The sequence below is a fragment of the Halorubrum sp. SS7 genome (assembly GCF_005435055.1).
Classification (GTDB): Archaea; Halobacteriota; Halobacteria; order Halobacteriales; family Haloferacaceae; genus Halorubrum; species Halorubrum salinarum.
In genome coordinates this window covers 104793-122129 of record NZ_SGXV01000007.1, presented here as the reverse complement: position 1 = coordinate 122129, position 17337 = coordinate 104793, and the positions used below count along the sequence as shown (strand labels likewise).

Annotated in this window: 18 protein-coding genes; 7 read left to right on the top strand and 11 right to left on the bottom strand. The window is 70.2% G+C overall.

Translation table 11 applies throughout. The features are described from left to right. The first annotated feature begins 6 nt into the window (after nt 1–6). Nucleotides 7–843 carry an FkbM family methyltransferase gene (locus tag EXE44_RS09570; RefSeq protein WP_137716956.1) on the top strand — a complete coding sequence of 279 codons (837 nt, stop codon included), beginning with the start codon at nt 7–9 and terminating at the stop codon, nt 841–843. Nucleotides 844–871: 28 nt separating this feature from the next. On the opposite strand, the gene EXE44_RS09565 is transcribed toward EXE44_RS09570, so the two are convergent. The 4 genes from EXE44_RS09565 to EXE44_RS09550 form a co-directional block, all read right to left on the bottom strand. Next, nucleotides 872–2545, bottom strand: a complete 1674-nt coding sequence (locus tag EXE44_RS09565) for an AarF/ABC1/UbiB kinase family protein (protein ID WP_137716955.1) — start codon at nt 2543–2545, stop codon at nt 872–874. Between the two features lie 3 nt (nt 2546–2548). Further along, nucleotides 2549–2923 (bottom strand): Hsp20/alpha crystallin family protein, encoded by a 375-nt coding sequence (locus EXE44_RS09560; protein ID WP_121563032.1) that lies wholly within the window; start codon nt 2921–2923, stop codon nt 2549–2551. A gap of 120 nt (nt 2924–3043) precedes the next feature. Further along, the gene (locus EXE44_RS09555; protein WP_137716954.1) at nt 3044–3739 is read right to left on the bottom strand and encodes a DUF2391 domain-containing protein; all 696 of its coding nucleotides are present in this window, start codon (nt 3737–3739) and stop codon (nt 3044–3046) included. Nucleotides 3740–3840: 101 nt separating this feature from the next. After that, the gene (locus EXE44_RS09550) at nt 3841–4611 is read right to left on the bottom strand and encodes an alpha/beta fold hydrolase (protein ID WP_137716953.1); all 771 of its coding nucleotides are present in this window, start codon (nt 4609–4611) and stop codon (nt 3841–3843) included. Nucleotides 4612–4824: 213 nt separating this feature from the next. On the opposite strand from EXE44_RS09550, the gene EXE44_RS09545 reads away from it, so the two are divergent. Then, entirely contained in the window at nt 4825–5076 is a 252-nt protein-coding gene (locus EXE44_RS09545) for an Hsp20/alpha crystallin family protein (protein ID WP_137716952.1), read from the top strand. Continuing rightward, complete coding sequence (locus EXE44_RS09540; protein WP_137716951.1) at nt 5073–7340, top strand: CDC48 family AAA ATPase; 2268 nt, start codon at nt 5073–5075, stop codon at nt 7338–7340. The genes EXE44_RS09545 and EXE44_RS09540 overlap by 4 nt, the downstream gene beginning before the upstream one ends. Before the next feature lie 55 nt (nt 7341–7395). Here EXE44_RS09540 and EXE44_RS09535 read toward each other — a convergent pair whose 3' ends face one another. Beyond that, nucleotides 7396–7638, bottom strand: coding sequence for a hypothetical protein (locus EXE44_RS09535; RefSeq protein ID WP_121563037.1), 243 nt, complete (start codon nt 7636–7638; stop codon nt 7396–7398). A 423-nt stretch (nt 7639–8061) separates the two neighbouring features. On the opposite strand from EXE44_RS09535, the gene EXE44_RS09530 reads away from it, so the two are divergent. Further along, on the top strand, nt 8062–11217 hold the full coding sequence (locus EXE44_RS09530) for an adenosylcobalamin-dependent ribonucleoside-diphosphate reductase (RefSeq protein WP_137716950.1): 3156 nt from the start codon (nt 8062–8064) through the stop codon (nt 11215–11217). A 153-nt stretch (nt 11218–11370) separates the two neighbouring features. Here the strand turns inward: EXE44_RS09530 and EXE44_RS09525 are convergent, their stop codons facing one another. The 4 genes from EXE44_RS09525 to EXE44_RS09515 all read right to left on the bottom strand — a co-directional run bounded on the left by EXE44_RS09525 (nt 11371) and on the right by EXE44_RS09515 (nt 13418). After that, nucleotides 11371–11814 carry a hypothetical protein gene (locus EXE44_RS09525; RefSeq protein ID WP_053770547.1) on the bottom strand — a complete coding sequence of 148 codons (444 nt, stop codon included), beginning with the start codon at nt 11812–11814 and terminating at the stop codon, nt 11371–11373. A 91-nt stretch (nt 11815–11905) separates the two neighbouring features. Beyond that, entirely contained in the window at nt 11906–12061 is a 156-nt protein-coding gene (locus tag EXE44_RS20735; RefSeq protein WP_173229789.1) for a hypothetical protein, read from the bottom strand. 95 nt (nt 12062–12156) lie between these two features. Then, nucleotides 12157–13134 carry an aldo/keto reductase gene (locus tag EXE44_RS09520; RefSeq protein ID WP_137716949.1) on the bottom strand — a complete coding sequence of 326 codons (978 nt, stop codon included), beginning with the start codon at nt 13132–13134 and terminating at the stop codon, nt 12157–12159. An 89-nt stretch (nt 13135–13223) separates the two neighbouring features. Continuing rightward, complete coding sequence (locus EXE44_RS09515; protein ID WP_137716948.1) at nt 13224–13418, bottom strand: hypothetical protein; 195 nt, start codon at nt 13416–13418, stop codon at nt 13224–13226. 122 nt (nt 13419–13540) lie between these two features. Here EXE44_RS09515 and EXE44_RS09510 point away from each other — a divergent pair, with 122 nt between their 5' ends. After that, nucleotides 13541–15265, top strand: a complete 1725-nt coding sequence (locus EXE44_RS09510) for a cryptochrome/photolyase family protein (protein ID WP_137716947.1) — start codon at nt 13541–13543, stop codon at nt 15263–15265. 40 nt (nt 15266–15305) lie between these two features. On the opposite strand, the gene EXE44_RS09505 is transcribed toward EXE44_RS09510, so the two are convergent. After that, nucleotides 15306–15551 (bottom strand): hypothetical protein, encoded by a 246-nt coding sequence (locus EXE44_RS09505; RefSeq protein WP_137716946.1) that lies wholly within the window; start codon nt 15549–15551, stop codon nt 15306–15308. A 75-nt stretch (nt 15552–15626) separates the two neighbouring features. Beyond that, nucleotides 15627–15806 (bottom strand): hypothetical protein, encoded by a 180-nt coding sequence (locus EXE44_RS09500; protein ID WP_137716945.1) that lies wholly within the window; start codon nt 15804–15806, stop codon nt 15627–15629. 98 nt (nt 15807–15904) lie between these two features. Between EXE44_RS09500 and eif1A the strand changes: the two genes are divergently transcribed. Beyond that, on the top strand, nt 15905–16195 hold the full coding sequence (eif1A, locus tag EXE44_RS09495; protein WP_004597376.1) for a translation initiation factor eIF-1A: 291 nt from the start codon (nt 15905–15907) through the stop codon (nt 16193–16195). Between the two features lie 238 nt (nt 16196–16433). After that, nucleotides 16434–17333 carry a RimK family alpha-L-glutamate ligase gene (locus EXE44_RS09490; protein WP_137716944.1) on the top strand — a complete coding sequence of 300 codons (900 nt, stop codon included), beginning with the start codon at nt 16434–16436 and terminating at the stop codon, nt 17331–17333. The last annotated feature ends 4 nt before the right edge of the window (nt 17334–17337 follow it).

Sequence of the window (17337 nt, the reverse complement as noted above, 5' to 3'; positions counted from 1 at the left end):
GCCGCGATGAGCCGGGCCCTCTCGTCGCTGCGCGCCCGGGTCGAGCGGCTCGGCTTCCGGACGCTGTACCGGCTCGCCGACCTGACGTACGCGCTCGGCGTCGCGACCCCGAAGCGGACGGTCGCGGGCACCTACTGGAGCCACGAGCCGACGAACCCGCACGGCGACGACGCCGGGCTCGCGGCCCTCGATCGGCTGCCGACCGACGCCGTGGTCCTCGACGTGGGCGCGCACGTCGGCGAGCACGCCATCCCGCTGGCGCTCGGCACTGACCGCCGGGTGGTCGCGTTCGAACCGAACGGCGAGAGCGCGGACCGGCTGGCGCGGAACGCCGACCGGAACGGGCTCGGCGGCCGGGACGGCGCTGGGATCGACCTCAGACGCGCCGGCCTCGGGGACGCGAACGCGACGCTCACCTTCTACCGCTCGACGTTCTCGAAGTGCTCCGCGTTCGACCGCGAGTCGGCGACCAGGTGGGGCGCGAGCGTCGCGGGCACGGAGTCCGTTCCCGTCCGCCGGCTCGACGACCTCGTCGAGGGCGTCGTCGACGAGGGGGCGGACGGGGTCGGTACCGTCCCCCCGCCGGACGCGATCAAGGTCGACGTCGAGGGGAACGAGGCCGCGGTCCTCCGGGGCGCGACGGCGACGCTCGCGACCCACCGCCCGCTGCTCGTCGTGGAGGTCCACGAGGCCGCCGAGGCGGCGGCCGGGGACGCGAAGGCGGGCGGGGAGGCCGCCGCGACCGGGTCCGGCCCCGCCGCCCTCCGCGAGTGGCTGGCGGCGCGGGACTACGCGGTCGAGGAGGCGGAAGACGTGTGGATCTGTCGGCCGGAAGAGGCCTGAATCGGCCCGTTTCCGGGAGAGAAAGGGGTCAGTCGTCGCGTCGCTGCTTCATGCCCTGCCTGGTGAACTGCGGGGTGGCGCGGAGGCCCCGCTTCTTCCGGAACGACCGGTAGAGGGCGATCGCGAGCGGCGACGCGAGCGCGAGGACGACGACGGCGAGCCGCCAGTTCTCGGCGAACGAGTAGAGGATCGTCGCCGAGAGGACGCCGACGGCGAGCAGCACGGAGTAGGCGATCCGCATCGCCAGCTTCTCTAACACCTTCGTGTCGTCCTCCAACACGACGTTGACCGTCAGGTCGTCGCGGTTGGCGCGGTCGAGGAACTCGTCGGCCTTCGGCGGCACCGTGAACAGCGCCTCGGTGGTGCGCTGGACCTGCCGACCGGCGTCCTCGGCGAGGTCGCGGGCGGTCTGCTCGTAGTACCCCTCCTCGCGGAGGTAGTCGGTCGCCGTCGAAATGAAGTCGAACTCGGGGTCGAGCGTGACGCAGACCCCCTCGACGACGGTGGCGACCCGGAGGACCAAAGCGAGGTTCGGCGGGAGCCGCAGCGGGAACTCGTAGATGGTCGACTCCACCTGCTCGATGATCTGGTTCACCTGGTACTGCTCGATGTCCTCGCCGCTGGCGTCCGCGATGGCCAGTTCCATCACGTTGCCCATCACCTCGCGGTCGGCCTCCGGCGAGAGCGTCCCCATCGAGATCAGGGTGTCGAGGATGGCGTCGATGTCCTGGCGCGCGACCGCGACGTAGAACTCGACGATCTTCTCCTGGATGAACGGGTCGACCCGGCCGGCCATCCCGAAGTCGTAGAAGATCACGGCGCCGTCGTCCGCGACCGCGAGGTTCCCCGGGTGCGGGTCGGCGTGGAACACGCCGTCCTCGATGATCATCTGGAGGTACACCTCCTGGAGCGTCTCCGCGACCTCCGTCCGGTCGTGGCCCGCCCCGTCGAGCGCGTCGATGTCGCTGATCTTCGTGCCCGGGACGTACTCCATCGTGAGCACGCGCGGGCCGGAGACCGGCTCGTACGTCTCCGGGATGCGGATCCGGTCCTCGTCGGCGAAGTTGTCGCGGATCTCTTCGAGCATCGTCCGCTCGCGGGCGTAGTCCATCTCCTCGCGGATCGTCTTGGCGAACTCGTCGGCGAGGTTCTCCAAGGAGAACGCCCGACCGGCGCCGGTGAACCGCTTGATGAGGGGGATCGACCAGCGGATCGTCCGGAGGTCGGCCTCGACGAGCGACTCGATGCCCGGGCGGCGGACCTTCACGGCGACGTCGTCGCCGTCGTAGGTGGCGGTGTACACCTGCCCGAGGCTGGCGCCGCTTATCGGGTCGCGGTCGAACTCGTCGAAGACGTCGTCGACCGGGCCGAACTCGTCTTCGAGGACCACCTTCGACTCCTCCCACGGCGCGGGCGGCACGTCGTCCTGGAGCCCCTCCAGCACCTCGATGTACGCCGGCGGGAGGATGTCCGGCCGCGTCGAGAGGATCTGGCCGAGCTTGATGAACGTCGGGCCGAGGGTGAGCAGGATGTCGAGCAGCACCGCGGCGCGCTCGCGCTGGGTTTCGGCGTCGACCTCGCGGCTCCCGCCGAACAGGAAGTACCGCCGGCGGTCACGCCAGTAGGCGATGATGAGCGGCGAGAACCGCCGCAGAACGACGACGAACCGCCAGTAGGCGCGAAGGTTGACCAGCGTGACCACCCGTCAGGCGTCGCCCTCGTCGTCGGCGTCGTCGACGGGGATGGTCCGGGAGACGTCCCGCTCCCGCTTGGGGACCGATATCTCGAGGACGCCGCGGTCGATCTCGGCGTCGGCGCCGGCGCCGTCGGCGTCGGTCGGGAGGGGGAGTTCCGCGTCGAGGAACAGCGGGCGGTCCTCGCGGACGTACTCGAACCCGTCGGGGACGGCCTTCTCGCGGCGGCCCTCGATCTCGATGCGCCCGTCCTCGACGAGCACCTCGGTCGTCTCGGCGGCCGCGCCCGGGAGGTCGACGACGAGGACGTACCCGTCGTCCGATTCGAGTAAGTCCGCAAACACCGCGTCCGGGAGGTCCCGGAGCGCGTCGCGTAGCGCTGACATGAACACGGGTAGGGTCGCCGCGGCGAAAAAGCTGTGGAAAGTCGGGATCCGCCCCCGGACCGGATTCGGTCAGACCGCGCGGCGACCGCCGACCGCTCCGCTGCGCGCGACCGCGACGGGTCACTCGGTGTCGCCGATGTCGAGGTCGAACTTCCCGAGGTCCTCGCCCTGGGACTCGCCGGGGAGGATGTCGCCGAGCCCCGCGCCGAACGCGGCGGCGGCCCAGACGACGGCGATCCGCCCGGCCCGTTCGAGCGCGGTCGGGTCGCCCTCGTGGAGCCGGCCCCAGAACAGCAGCATGCTCGCCGACGTGGCCAGGGAAACGAGGAGGACGCCCGCGTACCGGCGGGGGATGAGCCCGAAGATCGGGTGTCTGATCGCGATCTGCCGGAAGTCGGCGAAGTAGAGGAGCCCGGCGGTCGCGGCGAAGATGAACCCCACGTGGCCGATCAGGAGGACCGGGACGCCCGCGACGGTCGTCGCCGCGAACCAGGTCGCGATCTCGAAGACGCCGCCCTCGACGAGCAGGGGGAGCGCGAAGAGCACCGCGCCGACGAACGACTCGGCGAGGTCCCGGGAGGTGTACTTGGTGATCCGCTCGGCGAGCGCGCCGGTCCCGGGCATCCGCTCGACGAGCGAGATGGTCTGCCTGACCTTCTCGCGCTCGTGGCCCTCGTCGACGGTGTCGCTCAGGGCGTCGAGCTTCGCGAGCAGGTCCTCGATGTCGGGCTCGGCGGGGGCGCCCGCGGCGTCCGCCCGCGCCCCGGGTCCGTCCGCGCGACCCGTGTCCGGCTCCCGTTCGTCGCTGTCGACCATGTGGCTCCGCGACGCGCGGGCGACCTAAAAGGGTGCCTCCGAGTTGCGGGCGTGCGCGCGGTGACCGGAGACTGCGACTGCGGTCCGCGCGGCCGCGGCGACTACAGGCGGCCGAGGAACCCCGCGAGCGCGTCGTTGAACGCCGCCGGCCGTTCGAGCATCGCGAGGTGGGCGGCGTCGGGGACCTCGCTCCACTCCCCCTCGGGGATCTCCGCCGCGAGGTACTCGTGGTACGCCGGCGGCGTGAGCCCGTCGTGCGCCCCGACGACCGCGAGCGCCGGGACCGCGACCTCGTCGAGCCGGTCCCGAACGTCGAACCGGTGGCACGTCAGGAAGTCGCGTTCGGTGACTGCGCGTCCGCAGGCGCGCATGGCCGCCTCGGAGAGCTCGACGTACTCCGCGGGCGCGTCGTGGAAGAGCCGGTCCGGCTCGTGGAGCAGCGAGACCGCCCGCTCGAAGTCGTCGGCGAGCGCGTCGCGGAGCGGTTCGGCCACCGCGAGCTTCGCGCCCGTGCCGGCGAGGACGAGGCCGTCGAGCGCGAGGTCCCGCTCTAAAGCGACCCACAGCGCGACCGCACCCCCGAGCGAGTTCCCGCAGAGGACGGTCGCGTCCGTCGCCTCGGCGACCGCGACGACATCGTCCGCGTACGCGTCGAGCGCCTCGCGGCCGGCGGACGCCGTCGCGTCGCCGCTGTCGCCGTGCCCGGAGAGGTCGACCGCGACCGCGGGGAAGCGGTCCGCGAGCCGCGCCTGCGACTTCCAGACGTCCTTCGTGCCGCCGCTGCCGTGGACGAGACAGACCGTCGGTCCGTCGCCGCCGCGGTCGAAGCGGCGGTACGCCGTCTCGCGGCCGTCGTGGGTGACCCGTTCCATGTCCGGGCGGTTCGGCGGCGAACGGTATAAACGCCGGAGGGGCCGCCGCGCGGATCGGCGACCCGAACCGGCCGCGGATCCGATCGCTCGACGGCGGCCGATCGCCGGGCGATCCAGTCCGAACCGCTACACTACCGATACGATCGGAAACACTCACGTCATGCGATTTTGAGCGACAAGTTTATATAGCTGTGCGACTAACTCGTAGTTAGGATGAATCACATACAGACCCGATCGACCGGCGACGGCGCGCTGTTGCGCCGGTACGAGTACGACGACGAGTGGATCGTCGCCGCCGACCTCGGGGCCGACGACGACGCGGTCACCGTCGACACCGTCGGCGAGACGGCGATCGTCGTCGTGGAGGGACCGGACGGGCCGGTCGAATCGGAGTTCGAGCTGCCGGGGACGGCCGTCGACGCGGCCGTGAACAACGGCGTGCTCACCGTGGAGGGCGAGCGATGAAGCTGACCGTCAAGCCGCTGAAACAGAAGGACGCCGGTCGCCGCCTCGCGGCGATCGACCGCGTCGCGGCCGAGGAGCTCGGGCTCTCCGGCGGGGACATCGTCCGCGTCGAGGGCGGCGACGGGGCCGCGATCGCCCGCGTCTGGCCCGGCTACCCCGAGGACGACGGCACCGGCGTGATCCGCATCGACGGCCGCCTCCGGCAGGAGGCCGACGTGGGGATCGACGACCGCGTCACCGTCGAGGACGTCGACGTCTCGCGGGCGGACGCGGTGACGATCGCCTTCCCGAGCCAGCTGCGGGTGCGGGGACAGATCGCCCCGTTCATCCGCGACAAGCTCTCCGGACAGCCCGTCACCGAGGGGCAGACGATCCGGACCTCCCTCGGCTTCGGGCTGATGGGCGGTCAGTCGCAGGCGGTCCCGATGAAGATCGCCGAGACGAGCCCCGGCGGCACGGTCGTCATCACCGACGAGACCGACATCTCGATCTCGGAGATATCCGCCGAGGAGATCGCCGACCGCGGCGACACCGCCGGCGGCACCGGCGAGGGCCCCGACGTCACCTACGAGGACATCGGCGGGCTCGACGACGAGCTCGAACAGGTCCGCGAGATGATCGAGCTGCCCATGCGGCACCCGGAGCTGTTCAAGCGCCTCGGCATCGACCCGCCGAAGGGCGTCCTGCTCCACGGCCCGCCGGGCACGGGGAAGACGCTGATCGCGAAGGCGGTCGCCAACGAGATCGACGCGAACTTCCACACGATCTCCGGCCCGGAGATCATGTCGAAGTACTACGGCGAGAGCGAAGAGCAGCTCCGCGAGGTGTTCGAGGAGGCGGCCGAGGAGTCGCCGGCGATCATCTTCATGGACGAGCTGGACTCCATCGCGCCCAAGCGCGAGGAGGCCGGCGGCGACGTGGAGCGCCGCGTCGTGGCCCAGCTCCTCTCGCTGATGGACGGGCTCGAGGAGCGCGGCGAGGTCGTCGTCATCGGGGCGACGAACCGCGTCGACGCCATCGACCAGGCGCTCCGCCGGGGCGGCCGCTTCGACCGCGAGATCGAGGTCGGCGTCCCCGACCGCGACGGCCGCAAGGAGATCCTCCAGGTCCACACGCGGAACATGCCGCTGACCGAGGGGGTCGACTTAGACGAGTACGCCGAGAACACCCACGGCTTCGTCGGGGCCGACTTAGAGTCGCTCGCGAAGGAGTCCGCGATGCACGCGCTGCGGCGCATCCGCCCGGAGATCGACCTCGAGAGCGACGAGATCGACGCCGACGTGCTGAACAGCATCCAGGTGACCGAGGCGGACTTCAAGGAGGCGATGAAGGGCATCGAGCCCTCCGCGCTCCGCGAGGTGTTCGTCGAGGTCCCGGACGTCAGCTGGGACCAGGTCGGCGGGCTCGAAGACACCAAAGAGCGGCTCCGGGAGACGATCCAGTGGCCGCTGGAGTACCCCGAGGTGTTCGAGGAGCTTGACATGGAGGCCGCCAAGGGCGTCCTAATGTACGGCCCGCCGGGCACGGGGAAGACCCTGCTCGCGAAGGCGGTCGCCAACGAGAGCGAGTCGAACTTCATCTCGATCAAGGGGCCGGAGCTGCTGAACAAGTACGTGGGCGAGTCCGAGAAGGGCGTCCGCGAGGTGTTCAGCAAGGCCCGGGAGAACGCGCCGACGATCGTGTTCTTCGACGAGATCGACTCGATCGCCACCGAGCGCGGGAAGAACTCCGGCGACTCCGGCGTCGGCGAGCGCGTCGTCTCCCAGCTGCTGACGGAGCTCGACGGGCTCGAATCGCTGGAGGACGTGGTCGTCATCGCGACGACGAACCGCCCGGACCTCATCGACTCGGCGCTGCTGCGCCCGGGGCGGCTGGACCGGCACGTCCACGTGCCCGTCCCCGACGAGACGGCGCGCCGCCGGATCTTCGAGGTCCACACGCGGGACAAGCCGCTGGCGGACGACGTCGACCTCGACGCGCTGGCGCGCAGGACCGAGGGCTACGTGGGCGCCGACATCGAGGCGGTCGCCCGCGAGGCGTCGATGAACGCCTCCCGGGAGTTCATCGGCAGCGTCACGCCGGAGGAGGTCGGCGAGTCCGTCGGCAACGTCCGCGTGACGATGGCCCACTTCGAGGACGCGCTGCGCGAGGTGAACCCGAGCGTCACCCCCGAGACGCGCGAGCGCTACGAGGAGATAGAACAGCGGTTCAAGCGGTCGGAGGTCGACCGCGACGAGGCCGAGCCGGGCGCCGCGTTCCAGTAAGCCGAGCGCCCGTCGCCGTTCCGCGCCGTTCGCGGGGCGGCTCCCCGTCGATTTCTTAGACGACGCCCAACGTCGACAGGAGGTAGAACGCGGCGACGACGACGATACCGATCGTGACGAGCCGCCACGCGAGCTTTAACACGAACTTGCCGACGACGATGATCAGCGCGACGGCGACCAAGGCGACCAGCAGCTGGCCGACCTGACTGCCGAGCAGCGCGGCCTGTGCCGGCGCGACGAGTCCCGCGAGCGCGAGCGACGGTGCGGTCATGTCCGGGGTCACGGCGAGGCCGGGCATAAGCTTGTGGGACGAGGGCGGACCCAGTTGTCGATCGTTGATATATCGGCGGCAAGAACTGCGTCGAGCACGGCGCGCGCTCCGCTCGACGACGGACACAGAGGGACGAGCGGCCGTCGTTACCGCGAGAATCACCGCCGAGCAACCCCCCTTTTGTTCCGGTGGGAGGCCGCTTCTGTCGCTCGGTTTGGTCGTGCGGAGACCAGTTTCACTCCGGTCTACCCATGCTTATGTGTACGGAGTCCGTTCCTTGGCGACGTACCGTAGTCAGCGTCAGACGCGCCGGACCGACGTTACATACCGAATCGGACATGTAGATGCCGGGCGGGTCCGAACATCCGAACCTACAAGGGCCCGCCTCGCCAGTACACCAACACTACAGATGACCCATATCCCACGCCAAGCCAGCGGGGTGGCCGCCGAATGAGCAGCGACGGCGTCACCGCGGACGGAGTCGAGCTACCGATCAAACGCACCACGGGCGACACCATGGAGGAGCGGCTCACGGGCAACGCCTACCACAACATCCTGCCCGCGCGCTACCTCCGGAAGAACGCGGACGGCGAGCCGGCGGAAGACCAGGAGGAGCTGTTCGACCGCGTCGCGCGCAACGTCGCGCTCGCGGAGGCCGTTTTCGAGGCGGAGAAGCAGGGCGTCGAGGTCACCGTCACGCCCGACCAGCTGAAGCCCGACCACCCGCGACGCGACGAGCTCGCCGAGGAGGTCTTCGGCGCGGGCACGACCGCAGCGGACGACGCGGAGACGACGCTCACCGCTCACAACGTCAACAAGTTCGCGTACGAGACGGTCGTCCCCGAGCTGCCCGAGGACGTGCGCGACCACGTCGAGGCGACGGCGGAGACGTTCCGGCAGGGGATGGAGTCGCTCTCGTTCATGCCGAACTCCCCCACCCTGATGAACGCGGGCGACGAGCTCCAGCAGCTCTCCGCCTGCTTCGTCGACTCGCCGGGCGACGACATCACCGACATCCACCAGACCGCCAAGGAGGCGGCCGAGGTGTTCCAGTCCGGCGGCGGCATGGGGTACGCGTTCTGGCAGCTCCGCCCGTACGGCGACTCCGTCGGCTCCACCGGCGGCATCGCGTCCGGGCCGATCACGTTCATGCGGACGTTCGACCAGATGTGCGAGACCATCGCGCAGGGCGGCGCGCGCCGCGGCGCCCAGATGGGCGTCATGCGCATCTCGCACCCCGACGTCATCCAGTTCATCCACGCGAAGAACAAGGACGTCTCCCTGGCCCACTCGCTGCGCCTGAACGACCCCGACGACTTCACCCACAACTCCTTCGCGGACGCCTTAGAGGAAGCCCGCGACCTCATCGACGAGGACGGGAAGGTTCCCGAGCACCTCCGGAACGCCGTCGAGGGCCACCTCTCGAACTTCAACATCAGCGTCGGCGTCACGGACGACTTCATGGAGGCGCTGGAGAACGACGAGGAGTTCACCTTCACCAACCCGCGCACCGAGGAGCCCCACGTCGCGACGCCGGAGACGAAGGAGCTGTACGACATGTTCGGCCTCGGCGAGCACGTCGAGGTCGGCGAGGAGCTCTCCGTCCCGGCGGCCGAGATCTGGGACCACATGATCGAGGGCGCCCACGAGAACGGGGAGCCGGGCGTCGTCTACCTCGAGCGGATCAACAAGGAGCACTCCTTCGACGTCGAGGAGCACCCGGACCACCGGATCCTCGCGACGAACCCCTGCGGCGAGCAGCCCCTCGAAGAGTACGAGGCGTGTAACCTCGGCCACATCAACCTCTCGACGCTCGCCGACCTCGACGCGCCGGACTGGCGCGTCTGGTCCGACGAGCACGCCGACGAGTACGACTCCGAGGCGGACGCCGTCGAGGCGTTCTTACACGAGGCGATCGACTTCGAGGAGTTCGACGAGCGGATCGCGTACGGCACGCGCTTCCTCGAGAACGTCGTCACGATGTCCGACTTCCCAGTCCCGGAGATCGAACAGAAGGTCCGGGACATGCGGAAGATCGGGCTGGGGATCATGGGGCTCGCGCAGCTGTACGTCCAGCTCGGCGTCCGCTACGGCTCCGAGTCGGGCAACGAGATCGCCCGGCAGCTGATGACCCACATCAACCACGAGTCGAAGCTCGCCTCCCACGAGCTCGCCGAGGAGCGCGGGACGTTCAACGACTGGGCGGACTCGAAGTACGCGAACCCGACCGAACACCGCGACTGGTTCGAGCACTACACCGGGCTCGACGCCGACGAGTGGGAAGACGGCTTCCCGATCCGCAACCACAACACGACGACGATCGCCCCGACGGGCACGACGTCGATGATCGGCAACACGACCGGCGGCTGCGAGCCCATCTACAACGTCGCCTACTACAAGAACGTCTCCGACGACGTCCAGGGCGACGAGATGCTCGTCGAGTTCGACGACTACTTCCTGCGCACCCTGGAGGCCAACGACGTCGACGTCGACGCGGTCAAGCAGGAGGCCCAAGAGCAGATGGCCGAGAACGCGTTCGACGGCGTCGAGGGGTTAGAGACGGTGCCGGACGCGATCGGCGAGCTGTTCGTCGTCACCGGCGACCTCTCCGCGAAGGACCACGCCGGCGTCCAGGTCGCCTGTCAGAAGGGTGTCGACTCCGCCATCTCGAAGACGGTGAACGCGCCGAACGACTCCACGCTCGGCGACGCCAAGGAGGTCTTCGAGTACATCTACGAGAACGGCGGGAAGGGCGTCACCTACTACCGCGACGGCACCCGCTCGAAGCAGGTGCTCACGACGCGCGCGCAGAACACCGAGTTCGCCGACGAGACCGAGGCCGCGGAGACCATCGTCGAGCAGATCAACGACGTGTTCGGCGGCGTCGAGGCGTTCCTCGACAACGAGGACGTCCGCGCGGCGATCGACGCCGAGGTCGCGGACCTCCTCGAGGCGACGGAGCAGCCCCGGATCGACTACAGCGAGCGCAGCCCGCGTCCCGACTCCCTGAACGGCGTCACGCAGCGCGTCGAGACGGGCTACGGCAAGCTGTACGTCACCATCAACGAGGACGAGAACGGGCTGCCGTTCGAGCTGTTCGCGAACATCGGCCACTCCGGCGGCTACACCAACTCCTTCACGGAGGCGCTCGCGAAGGTCATCTCGACGGCGCTGCGCTCCGGCGTCGACCCCGAGGAGATCGTCGACGAGCTTCAGGGCACCCGGAGCCCGAAGGTCGCCTGGGACAAAGGCGAGCAGATCCAGTCGATCCCGGACGCCATCGGCACCGCGCTGCGGCGCTACCTCGACGACGACGTCGACAAGGGGATCCCCCAGCAACAGAGCCTCGACGACGTCGAGGAGGCCGCGTCGGGCGCCGGTCGCCCGAGCCAGACCGACGGCGGCGCGGTCGACGCCGGCACGGCGACCGACGCTCCGAGCGGCCCCGGGCCGGCGGCGCAGGACGACGCCGCGGGCGCGGACGACTCGACGCAGGAGCTCATCGCGGCGGGCGAGTCGCCCGAGTGCCCCGAGTGCGGCGGCATGAACCTCTACTACTCCGAGGGCTGTAAGACGTGCGAGTCGTGCGGCTGGTCGGAGTGTTAGACGGGCAACGGCGGTAACGAGCGGTCGGCGACGCGGATTTTTTGCGGCACGCGGATCTCCTCGGGCGCACCGCTACTGTCCAGAAGACCGACGGACGGGCCGCTGTTCGGGAGCCGAAAGCGGAGGAAGACGGCGCGGGGAACTGTCGGCGGCTCAGTCGTCTTCGAGCGCCTGCGCGATACGCTGGAGCTGGCGCGTCGCGTCGCGGACCTCGTCGCGGAGCTGGCGCACCTCGCGGACGAGCTCCTCGTTGCCGCCGTCGTCGCCGCGGGGGCCCTGCTCGCCCTGCGCGCCGGGGCCGCCGCCCATGCCGGGGGGGCCGCCCGCGCCGCCGGGACCGCCGCCGCCCATCATGCCGGACATCATCTGCGCGAAGGGGTTACCGCCGCCGCCACCGCCCATCCCCGGCGGGCCGCCGCCGCCCATCATCTCCTCGGGGTCGGGGCGGTCGCCCTCCTCGCGCTCCTGCTCGCGTCGCTCGCGGATCTCTTCGACGCGCTCGCGGAAGGACTTTTCCTCGCCGTCGTCGCCGTCGGCGGCGTCGCCCTGTTCGCCGGCCTCGCCGTTCTCGGGGTCGGTGGCGTCGTCGTCTGCCATGCGCCACGGTTCGGCGGCGCCGCCGAAAAGGGTTGCCGTGGCGTCCGCGACGGTGTATTTATACGTCGTCGTCGAGCGGCCTCGCCGGTCGTCAGGTCCGGACCATGCGGTGACAGTTCGGACACTCCGTGGCCTCCGTGTTCCGGCCGGCCGCGGGCACGCGGTCGCCGCAGTTCGGACACCGCCTCCGGGCGCGGGCGTACTCCGTGCTCGACCGGACCGCGGAGCGGTCGCCGTCATCGCTCATAGGTGCGTGCTATTGTTTACCACACAAATAGCTTGCCGGCATATCCCTAAAACACCATTTAGGCCGCGGACGGCGGCCGTCCGCGCCCGTCGTTCCTACTCGTGGCCGGAGACGCGGACCGGCTCGTACGGCGCTTCGAGCCACTCGACGTCCGAGTCGGAGAGGTCGACGTCGAGCGCCTCGACCGCGTCTTCGAGGTGTTCGACGCTGGTCGTCCCGACGATGGGCGTGTCGACCCACTCCTTGTGGAACAGCCACGCCAGGGCGATCTGCGCCATCTTCACGCCCTTCTCGGCGGCGAGCTCCTCGACGCGCTCGTTGACCTCGCGCCCGCCGCCCTCGCGGTACGGGTGCGCGTAGAGGTGCTCTTCGGTCTCGCCGCGGAGGGTGGCGTCCACCTCCTCGTGGGGGCGCGTCAGGTAGCCGCGCGCGAGCGGGCTCCACGGCATCACGCCGACGTTCTCCTTCTCGCAGAGCGGGAGCATCTCGCGTTCCTCCTCCCGGTACGCGAGGTTGTAGTGGTTCTGCATCGTGGCGAACCGCTCGTAGCCCTCGCGCTCGCTGACGCGGAGCGACTCCGCGAACTGGTGGGCCCACATCGAGGAGGCGCCGACGTATCGCACGTCGCCGCGCCGCACCGCGTCGTCGAGCGCGGCCAGCGTCTCCTCGATCGGGGTGTCGTCGTCCCAGCGGTGGATCTGGTAGAGGTCGATCGTGTCGGTGCCGAGCCGGTCGAGAGAGTTCGACAGCTCCTGTTCGATCGCCTTCCGCGAGAGCCCGCCCGAGTTCGGGTTCGACTCGTCCATCTGGAAGTACCCCTTCGTCGCCACGACGAACTCGTCGCGGTCGTAGCCGTCGAGCGCCTCGCCGAGGACGCGCTCGCTCTCGCCGTTCGAGTACATGTTGGCGGTGTCGAAGAAGTTCACGCCGAGCTCGATCGCGCGCTCGACCAGCTCTTTCCCTTCTTCCTCGTCGAGGACCCACTCGCGCCAGTCGGGGTCCCCGAAGCTCATGCAGCCGAGGCAGATCTTCGAGACGGTCGTCCCTGTGTTCCCGAGCGTCGTGTACTCCATGCCTCGATCAGTGCGAGGCGCGGCAAAAAGCTACGCGCGGCGGCGGAGGACGCGGGGAATCGGTCAGACCGCCGGCGGGCGTCGGCGCGTCAGTTGCGGAACGACGCGGTGTACACGAGGAACGCGCCGGTGAGGATCACGAACGCGAGGAACGTCACGAGCGCGAGCACGTTCGCGACCGGCGCCAGCGGCGCGAGGAAAGACTGGCCGGTCGAGTCGAGCACCAAGACGGCGAGGAGGGCGGCGATCAGGCCGAGCAGCCAGTTCGTGAGGATCTCGTCCATGACCCGCCCGACACGCGGGGGCGACAAAAAGCCGCGGATGCCGCGGCGGTGCTAGACGCTCGGCGATCGGGAAATCCGCGGCGCCGCCGGAGCTATGTCGGTGGCGCCCGTGAATTGGGACCGTGAGCGACCGGACGACCTGCTGGCTGCTCGGCGACCAGCTCAACCCCGACCTCGACGTCCTCGACGCGGCCGACGACGTGCTGCTGATCGAGGCCCACGGGTTCGCCGACCGGAGGCCGTACCACGCCCACAAGCTGACGCTCGTGTTCGCGGCGATGCGGCATTTCCGCGACGAGCTCCGCGAGCGCGGCCACGACGTGACCTACGTGCGGGCCGAGTCGTTCGGCGAGGGGCTCGACGAGTTCTTCGCGGAGCGGGACCCGAGCGGAGGAGACGGCGGCGACGGCCCGCGACTGCGGCTCATGCGCCCAGCGAGCCACGGCGCCGGCGAGCGACTCCGCGAGCTTGTCGCCGAGCGCGGCGGGACCCTCGACCTCGTCGACAACGAACTGTTCTGGACGACGCCGGCCGACTGGCGCGAGTGGGCGGGGGAGTCGAGAGGGAGCGACGACGGACCGCTCGTCGGCGACGACGGCGCCGCCGAGCGGAGCTACCGACAGGAGAACTGGTACCGACACGTCCGCCGCGAGACCGGCGTGTTGATGGACGACGGCGACCCGGTCGGCGGGGAGTGGAACTACGACGACCTGAACCAGGAGACCCCGCCGGACGACTGGGAGCCGCCGGCGCGGCCGACGTTCGAGCCGGACGAGCTGACCCGCGAGACCCACGCGTGGGTGTGCGACCGGTTCGACACGTGGGGCAACGACTCGCTCGACGAGTTCGCGTGGCCGGTCACCCGCGGGGAGGCCCTGGAGGCGCTGAACGCGTTCGTCCGCGACGGGCTGCCCGCGTTCGGCCGCTACGAGGACGCGATGGTCGCCGGCGAGCCGTTCCTCTCGCACTCGGTGCTCTCGCCGACGATCAACCTCGGGCTGCTCGACCCGCGCGAGCCGGTCCGGGCGGTCGAGCGCGCCTACGCGGAGCGCGGGGTCGAGCCGGGCGGGTACGACCCGGCGGAGCACGGCGCGTCGGGCGGGGCGACGGCGTCGCTCGACGACTTCGGCGACGGCGGGGACGGCGCGAACGACGCCGACGGCGCGGAATCGGCAGAGTCGACAGACCCGGCGCCCGTCCCGCTCAACGCCGCGGAGGGGTACGTCCGGCAGGTGATCGGCTGGCGGGAGTTCGTGCGGCACGTCTACCGCGAGGCGATGCCGGAGCTGGCCGACGCGAATCAGTTGGGACAGGACCGGGACCTGCCGCCCGCGTACTGGGACGGCGACACCGACATGCGGTGTCTCTCCGAGGCGGTCGACCACGTCCGCGAGTACGGCTACGCCCACCACATCGAGCGGCTGATGGTGCTGTCGAACTTCGCGCTGGTGTACGGCGCCGACCCGACCGAACTGAACGAGTGGTTCCACCTCGGGTTCGTCGACGCGTACCACTGGGTGACGACGCCGAACGTCGTCGCGATGGGGTCGTTCGGCACGGACGTGCTCTCCTCGAAGCCGTACGCCTCCTCGGGGAGCTACGTCAACCGCATGAGCGACCACTGCGCGGACTGCCCGTACGCCGTCTCGCGGACCACGGGCGAGGGCGCCTGCCCGTTCAACGCGCTCTACTGGGACTTCCTGAAGGAGAACGAGGAGACCCTGCGCGGCACCGGGCGGATGGGGCTGATGTACTCGCACGTCGACGACAAGGACGACGCGGAGTGGGAGTCGATCCGCGAGCGCGCGGCCCGGGTGCGCGAGCTGGCGGCCGACGGAGAGCTGTGAGCGCTCGGAGGGCGTGCGGGACCGAGGGGAGAAGTGGGTCCTACTCGCCGCTCGCGAGCCGACGCAGCCGCGGGAGCGCCTGCTCGTAGCCGAGCCCGACGAGTCCGACGTACAGCGCGAGCAGTCCCATGCCGACGGCCCAGGCGCCGAGCACGAGGTCGCCGCCCGAGACCGCGGAGAGCCCGAACCGTTCGAGCACGACGCCGACCGCGGCGGCCGCGCCGGCGCCGACGGTGACGGCGAAGAGTTCGACGAGTTCGACCGCGACGGCGGGTACTTCGACCATACCGGAGGGGAACGGTCGGTGATTATGACTCTTTCGGGACGCCGGGATTCCGCGCTCGGGACGACCGCGGCGGCGTCACTTCAGTCCGAACGACCGCATGGCGGTGTCGACGAGTCCTTTCGCGATCAGCGCGAGGCCGGCGATCAGCACCATCATCGCCCCGGCGATGACCGGGTCGCGGACGGCGATGATACCGACGGCGACGACGACGGCGAGGAGGCCGGCGATGCCTTCGAGTCCGAGCGTGTCACGCATGTCGTCGGGTGGTCGACGGTCGTGCTTAAAAGGGGCGGATGCGCGCTCCGGCGGAGAGCGGCCCTTTTATTTCGACGAGCGCGTATCACCGCGTACGCATGAGCAACGGAGACGGCGGCGGTCGGAACGACCTCCGGATGCCCGACGACGACGAGGTGTTCGCGGAGGTCGTCGAGATGCTCGGCGCGAACCGGGTCAAGGTGCGCTGCGCGGACGGGAAACAGCGAACCGCCCGCATCCCCGGTCGCATGCAGAAGCGCGTGTGGATCCGCGAAGACGACATCGTCCTCGTCGAGCCGTGGGACTGGCAGGACGAGAAGGCCGACATCTCGTGGCGCTACGAGAAGAGCGAGGCGGAACAGCTCCGCGAGGAAGGCCACTTACAGTAAGTCGTTTCTCGGGGTCGGCGGCAAAGACCTCCAAAGCCCGCACAGCACCCCTCACGCCTTCCCAGCCTCATCGCTGGCACCCTCCGCTTCGCTTCGGGGGTCAGCGACTCCAGCGAGGATCGGAGATTCTCTGACAGCCGGCGCTACGCGCCGGCGACCTCGCGCCTACCGTAACGTGTCGGTGTCGCCGTCGTCGCGCTCGCACCGCGCTTAAGTCCGAACGGGCCCCAGCGAGCGTATGCTCCGGCTCGCGATGACCACCGACGCGGAGACGTTCGAGCGCGTGCGCGAGCCGCTCGCGGACCGCAGCATCGACGTGGGCCACGTTCAGGCGAAAGAGCGGACGCTGCGGGTCTCGGAGGGCGAGACCGGCGAGGGAGTCCCGGCCGACCCCGACGAGTTCGCCGGCTTCGACGTGGGGCTCGTCTACCCCACCCGCCTGATGGAGGGCGCGGTCGTCGACGAGCGCCTCGGCGTCCCGTGGGTGAACGGCCGGGACGCGGTCGTGACCTCGCGGAACAAGGCGGGCGTGCTGGCCACGCTGTCTGCCGCGGGCCTGCCCACGCCGAAGACGACGCTCGTGTCGAACCCCGTCGACGAGTCGGCCGTCGTCGACGCCGCCGCGGAGTTCTCCTATCCCGTCGTCGTGAAGCCGAACTCCGCGACCCGCGGCGTCGGCGTCGCGACCGCGACCGACCTCGACTCCCTGCTCGGCGTCGTCGACTACCTGAACCTGATCCACGACTACCGCGCCACCGGCGACAAGTCGTTCCTGATCCAGGAGTACCTCCCCGACGCGCGCGACTACCGGGCGATGGTCGTCGACGGCGCGTACGCCGGGGCGGTCGAGCGCGTCCTCGACGACGACGCGCTCGCGGCCGGCCGGTGGAAGCACAACGTCCACCGCGGCGCGACCGCCCGCGGCGTCGACCTCGACCCCGAGGCGCGCGACCTCGCCGAGCGCGCGGCCGCGACGCTCGGGATCGACTACCTCGGCGTCGACCTGCTCGCGACGGGCGACCGGCTCGTCGTCAACGAGACGAACGCGCGGCCGACCGTCGACGCCGCGACGAAGTACGAGGACGGCTTCTACGACCGGTTCGCGGCGCTGATCCGGCGGACGGCGAACGGGGAGTAACGGA

Bases quoted from the DNA above. Each gene is read 5' to 3' on its own strand.
- EXE44_RS09490 (WP_137716944.1), top strand. From the start codon at position 16,434: ATGCTCCGGCTCGCGATGACCACCGACGCGGAGACGTTCGAGCGCGTG.
- EXE44_RS09550 (WP_137716953.1), bottom strand. From the start codon at position 4,611: ATGGAACGGGTCACCCACGACGGCCGCGAGACGGCGTACCGCCGCTTC.
- EXE44_RS09540 (WP_137716951.1), top strand. From the start codon at position 5,073: ATGAAGCTGACCGTCAAGCCGCTGAAACAGAAGGACGCCGGTCGCCGC.
- EXE44_RS09515 (WP_137716948.1), bottom strand. From the start codon at position 13,418: ATGGACGAGATCCTCACGAACTGGCTGCTCGGCCTGATCGCCGCCCTC.
- EXE44_RS20735 (WP_173229789.1), bottom strand. From the start codon at position 12,061: ATGAGCGATGACGGCGACCGCTCCGCGGTCCGGTCGAGCACGGAGTAC.
- eif1A (WP_004597376.1), top strand. From the start codon at position 15,905: ATGAGCAACGGAGACGGCGGCGGTCGGAACGACCTCCGGATGCCCGAC.
- EXE44_RS09535 (WP_121563037.1), bottom strand. From the start codon at position 7,638: ATGCCCGGCCTCGCCGTGACCCCGGACATGACCGCACCGTCGCTCGCG.
- EXE44_RS09555 (WP_137716954.1), bottom strand. From the start codon at position 3,739: ATGGTCGACAGCGACGAACGGGAGCCGGACACGGGTCGCGCGGACGGA.
- EXE44_RS09570 (WP_137716956.1), top strand. From the start codon at position 7: ATGAGCCGGGCCCTCTCGTCGCTGCGCGCCCGGGTCGAGCGGCTCGGC.
- EXE44_RS09505 (WP_137716946.1), bottom strand. From the start codon at position 15,551: ATGGTCGAAGTACCCGCCGTCGCGGTCGAACTCGTCGAACTCTTCGCC.
- EXE44_RS09520 (WP_137716949.1), bottom strand. From the start codon at position 13,134: ATGGAGTACACGACGCTCGGGAACACAGGGACGACCGTCTCGAAGATC.
- EXE44_RS09530 (WP_137716950.1), top strand. From the start codon at position 8,062: ATGAGCAGCGACGGCGTCACCGCGGACGGAGTCGAGCTACCGATCAAA.
- EXE44_RS09500 (WP_137716945.1), bottom strand. From the start codon at position 15,806: ATGCGTGACACGCTCGGACTCGAAGGCATCGCCGGCCTCCTCGCCGTC.
- EXE44_RS09560 (WP_121563032.1), bottom strand. From the start codon at position 2,923: ATGTCAGCGCTACGCGACGCGCTCCGGGACCTCCCGGACGCGGTGTTT.
- EXE44_RS09545 (WP_137716952.1), top strand. From the start codon at position 4,825: ATGAATCACATACAGACCCGATCGACCGGCGACGGCGCGCTGTTGCGC.
- EXE44_RS09525 (WP_053770547.1), bottom strand. From the start codon at position 11,814: ATGGCAGACGACGACGCCACCGACCCCGAGAACGGCGAGGCCGGCGAA.